General features: G+C 69.6%; 4 protein-coding genes. All 4 read right to left on the bottom strand.

Annotated elements, in window-relative coordinates; translation table 11 throughout:
• The coding region (locus AC08OQ_RS16195) for an acyl-CoA dehydrogenase family protein (RefSeq protein ID WP_476612164.1) at positions 1 to 814 on the bottom strand (814 nt) is incomplete at its 3' end.
• Positions 815 to 876: 62 nt separating this feature from the next.
• Positions 877 to 2877 carry a winged helix-turn-helix domain-containing protein gene (locus AC08OQ_RS16190; protein WP_476601804.1) on the bottom strand — a complete coding sequence of 667 codons (2001 nt, stop codon included), beginning with the start codon at positions 2875 to 2877 and terminating at the stop codon, positions 877 to 879.
• A 19-nt stretch (positions 2878 to 2896) separates the two neighbouring features.
• Positions 2897 to 3595 carry an AAA family ATPase gene (locus AC08OQ_RS16185; RefSeq protein WP_476601803.1) on the bottom strand — a complete coding sequence of 233 codons (699 nt, stop codon included), beginning with the start codon at positions 3593 to 3595 and terminating at the stop codon, positions 2897 to 2899.
• A 120-nt stretch (positions 3596 to 3715) separates the two neighbouring features.
• A partial coding sequence (locus tag AC08OQ_RS16180) for an AMP-binding protein (RefSeq protein WP_476612163.1) occupies positions 3716 to 4579 on the bottom strand: 864 nt, incomplete at its 5' end.

Genomic DNA, 4579 nt, shown 5'->3' with positions numbered 1-4579 from the left:
TCCCCTTCGCGTATTTCACGCTCTCGTCCACGCAGGCCTGCGCCAGCCCGACGGCCAGCGCGGAAATCGCGATCCGGCCCTCGTCCAGGATCTGCAGGAAATTCGCATAGCCGCGGCCGCGCGCACCGAGCAGATTCTCCGCAGGAACCCGCACGTCGTCGAAGGCCAGCGGGTGGGTGTCGGAGGCATGCCAGTCGACCTTCGAGTAGGCCGGGCCGGCGGTGAAGCCGGAGGTGGGCACCGGCACCAGGATGGACGAGATCTCCTTGCGCCCGGCCGGGGTCCGCCCAGCGACAGCGGTGACGGTGACGAGCCGGGTGATGTCGGTACCCGAGTTGGTGATGAAGGCCTTCGAGCCGTTGATGACCCAGTCGCCGCCGTCGAGCCGGGCGGTGGTGCGGGTGCCGCCAGCGTCGCTGCCCGCCTCTGGTTCGGTCAGCCCGAACGCGGCCAACGCCCGCCCGCTGGCGAGCAACGGCAGCCACTCCTCCCGCTGTGCCGGCGTGCCGAACCGGTAGATCGGCATCGCGCCGAGGCCAACCCCGGCCTCCAGCGTGATCGCCACCGACGAGTCGGCCCGGGCCAGTTCCTCGATGGCCAGGCAGAGGGCGAAGAAGTCGGCGCCCTGCCCACCGTACTCCGCCGGGAACGGCAGACCGAACAGGCCCATGTCGGCCATCTGCGCGACGACCTCGTACGGGAACGTCTTCTCCTCGTCGTGCCGCGCCGCCGCGGCGGCGACCACCTCGCGGGCGAACGCCTCCACGGTCTTGCGCAGGGCTTCCTGCTCCTCGCTGAGCCGGGTGTCAGGCATCGCTGTCCTCCCCGTCGTGGAAGCGGCACCCGCTACCAGGGCACTCAGGGCTACCAGGGCACTCAGGTCAGGATCCGGCGGCGGCGGGCCTCCGAGACCGATTCCCCGCGCCGAGCGACCCCGAGCTTGGTGTAGATGCTCTTAAGATACCACTTGACGGTGTTGATGGTCAGGCCGAGGTTACGCGCGATTTCCTTGTTCGACAGTCCGCGGTCCAGCAGACGGAGGATGTCGATCTCGCGGGCGTTGAGCGATTCTTCGGGAGCGGGGTTCCGCTCGGCCGGGCGGTCGATGATGGGGATCGCCGCCCGTTCCGCGTCCGCGTGGGCCGTGGCGAGCAGCTTGGACAGGTAGTCGGAGGGCACAGTGGGCAACTCCGCCGGCCACCGGCGGCACCGGCTCGCGTCCCGCAACTCGCCAATGATCTTCAGGAGTTCCGGTCCGGCGTCGGTAATGGTGCGCACCAGACCGCGGCGGGCCCCGGCGACGACGGCGGGCACGAGGGTGCGCAGCGCGGTGTCGGTGTCGCCGGTCAGCGAGTGCACCACCGCGAGGTCGATACGCGCGGCCGTTTCGGCGTACCGCCAGGCCACGGAGCTGCTCTCCTGGTGCATCTGGGACAGCAGCCGCAGGGCACCGTCGTAGTCGGCCTGGGCGGCCATGACCCGCGCGCGCATCGCGAGCTGGTAGTGGCGGGTGGCCATCGCGATGCCGTCGCCGCCGCGGGCGACGTCGTCGCCGTGGCGGGCGAGCACGTTCTGGGCGCGCCCGAGGTCCCCCCGGGCCAGGTGCAGCCGCAGGCGTTCGTGGTCGACGGCGGCCGACAATCGAGGCAGGACGAGCTGGCTCGCCGCCTCGCTGCCCTCGTCGAGCAGGTGCCAGACGTCCTCGATCTCACCGCGCAGGGTCTTGATGCGGGCCAGCGTGGAGTAGGTGGCGATCATAAGATCGGCGACGCCGCTTTCGGCACCGAGCTCGTGGCACTCCTCCAGCAGCCGCTCGGCGGCATCGGTGTCGCCCCGCTCGTAGTACAGCCGGCCCAGCAGCGCGCCGGCCAGCCGGGCGGCGTGCGAACGCGGCCCGGCGGCTTCGCGGGCGAGGGCCACGGCTTCCCGGTACAGACGTTCGGCGGCCACCAGGTCAAGCTGGGCGAACGCCGCGAGCCCGGCGAAGCAGCGCCCGTACACGCCGGCGAAAGGCCCGCGGGTGGTGTCGTGGAAGGCGTTGGCCCACCGCTGCCGCGCCTGCGCGGTGTCGTAGGCGAAGGTGTGGATGTCGACGAAGGTCCGGATGTTGGACGACACCGCGACCAGCCACGGCCGGTAGCCGGAGTTCTTCACAATGTAGGGGGCGACCAGGTCAGCGGCGCGGTCGATCCGGTCACCGTAGACGTCGATGCAGGCCTGGACGACATCGGCCTCGCCGAGGATGTCCTTACCGGTGTCGCTGGTGTCATCGGGTGCCAGGGCGGCACGCACGTGGTCGAGCGCGACCTGCGCGGGCTGCGCCCGTTGCAGCAGACAGTTGGCCCAGGCGATCGCGATCTGCAGCCGCGGCCGGCCGGGCAGCAGCGCCGGCGGCAGCTTGTTGACCAGGCCGAGCAGGGTGGCCATTCGGCTGTGCTCCACCAGGTGCATGGCCCGCCGCTCCACCAGATCCACCGCCCCGGCGTCGTTACCGGCAGCCAGGGCATGGGTGACCGCCTCACCGAGCAGACCATGATCAGCAAACCAGGCCGACGCGGTCCGGTGCAGGGTCACCACCCGATCCGCATGATCACGCTCCAGGCGGCGGCGCAGATAACCCGCGAACAGATGGTGATAGCGAAACCATTCCCGGTTATCGTCGAGCGGCCGCAGGAACAGGTCCCGCCGTTCCAGCTCCTCCAACAGCGCCTGCCCCCGCCGCTGCCCACTCACCGCCGCCGCCAGATCACCGCAGAGCCGATCACAGACGGAAGTCGTGAGCAGGAAGTCGAGCAGATCCGCGGGCAGCGCATTGAGCACGTTCTCGGCGAGATAGTCACCCAGGGAGTGATGCCGCCCGGAGAAACCGCGGATCAATGCCGACGGGTCGGCGCTGTCACGCGGCGACCCAGCCGTCGGTACTCGACCACAGCCGATGCACGTCCGTGCTGTCGAGATCCAACGCGTTGAGCTCGAGCAGGAAGGCCGCGGACTCCCGATGGTCGAACCGCAGCTGCGTGGCGTCGATCTCCGTCACCTGGTTACGCACCTTCAGCCGGCCCACGGCCGGCGACCGGGTCCGGCTGGTGACGATCAGATGCAGGTTGGCCGGACCCACCTCCAGCAGGAACTCCAACGCGGCAACGGCCTGCGGGGCGTCGATGAGATGCCAGTCGTCGAGCACGACCGCCAACGGCTGCCGATGCTCGGCAACCTGATTGACCAGCTCGGTGAGCACATACCGCTGCGCGTCGTCGGAATGCCCCTCCAGCACCTCGACCAGGTCACCGGCCAGGGTCGGTTCGACCCGGCGCACCGCCTCGATGAGATGGCTGAGGAACCACACCGCGTCGTTGTCGTCCCGATCGAGACTCAGCCATGCCACCGGCACCCCCTCGGCGCGCAGCACCCGCTGCCACTGCACCGCCAGCGTGGTCTTCCCGAACCCGGCCGGCGCGTGGATCAAAGCCAGCCGCCGGGCCCGGCCGTCCCGCAACACGTCGAGGAGCCGGTCCCGGCCGACCAGCTGGGTGTCATAGGTGGGTGCCTGAAACTTCGTGGACACGGCCAGCGTGGGACGTGCCTTGGTGTCCATCCAGCTCGCCTCGCTTCCGAGGGCTCCCCGCCCGGCTCCCCTGCCACGCGTTCGTGACGATACTCACAGGCCCTCGAGCTGATTTTCGCACTGGCCGCCCAGGCCGCAATACTTTGGGCGTCACCAACCGGGCCAGCCGGCCCGCAGCGCCTTCTTGTCCAGCTTGCCGTACACGGTGGTCGGCAAGGCCTCGACGACCCGCACGGCCTTGGGCTGCTTGTACCGGGCAAGCTCCACCCGGCAGTGCGCCAGCAGCTTGGCCTCGTCGAACGCACCGGTATCGTCGGGCACGACGAACGCCACGACCGCCTCACCCCAGTCCGGATGCGGCACCCCGACGACCGCGACCTGCCCAACCCCCGGACAGGCCGCCGCCGCGTTCTCCACCTCCGTGCTGTACACGTTCATCCCACCGGTGATGATCATATCGTTCTTGCGGTCCAGCAGATAGACGTACCCCTCGGCATCCATCCGCCCGATATCCCCGGTGTGCAACCACCCGTCCCGCAACGCCTTGGCGGTCTGCTCGGGCCGGCCCCGATACCCCACCATCGTGTACGGCGTGGCGGCGACGATCTCCCCGACCTGACCGCGGGGCAGCTCCCGGCCAGCCTCGTCGACCACCTTGACCGCGGCCATGACGACCGGCTGACCACAACTGGCCAGCCGATACTCCCCGTCAGGATCAAGACGATGATCCTCACGGCGAAGACGGGTGATGAAGTTCGGCGCCTCCGACTGCCCGTACAGCTGCATGAACACCGGGCCGAGCACCTCCAGGCCCTGCTCCAGCCGCTCCCGGGTGATCGGCGCGGCACCGTACAGGATGGTCCGCAGCGAGCTGAGATCCAACGCGCGGCCCGCCGCCCGGTCGAGCACCCGGTAGATCATGGTAGGCACCATGAACGTGAAGGTCACCCGGTCGGCGGTGATCCGCTCAAGCACCAGCTCCGGGTCGAACCTGGTCTCCAGGAAGTGCCGGGT

The sequence above is a fragment of the Frankia sp. CcCS3 genome (assembly GCF_977927575.1).
Note: the sequence above shows the minus strand (reverse complement) of the source record. Positions and strands in the feature narration are given on the sequence as shown.

What these genes read in the sequence shown, in the direction of transcription:
- AC08OQ_RS16185 (WP_476601803.1), bottom strand. Translation starts at nt 3,595, where the DNA reads ATGGACACCAAGGCACGTCCCACGCTGGCCGTGTCCACGAAGTTTCAG.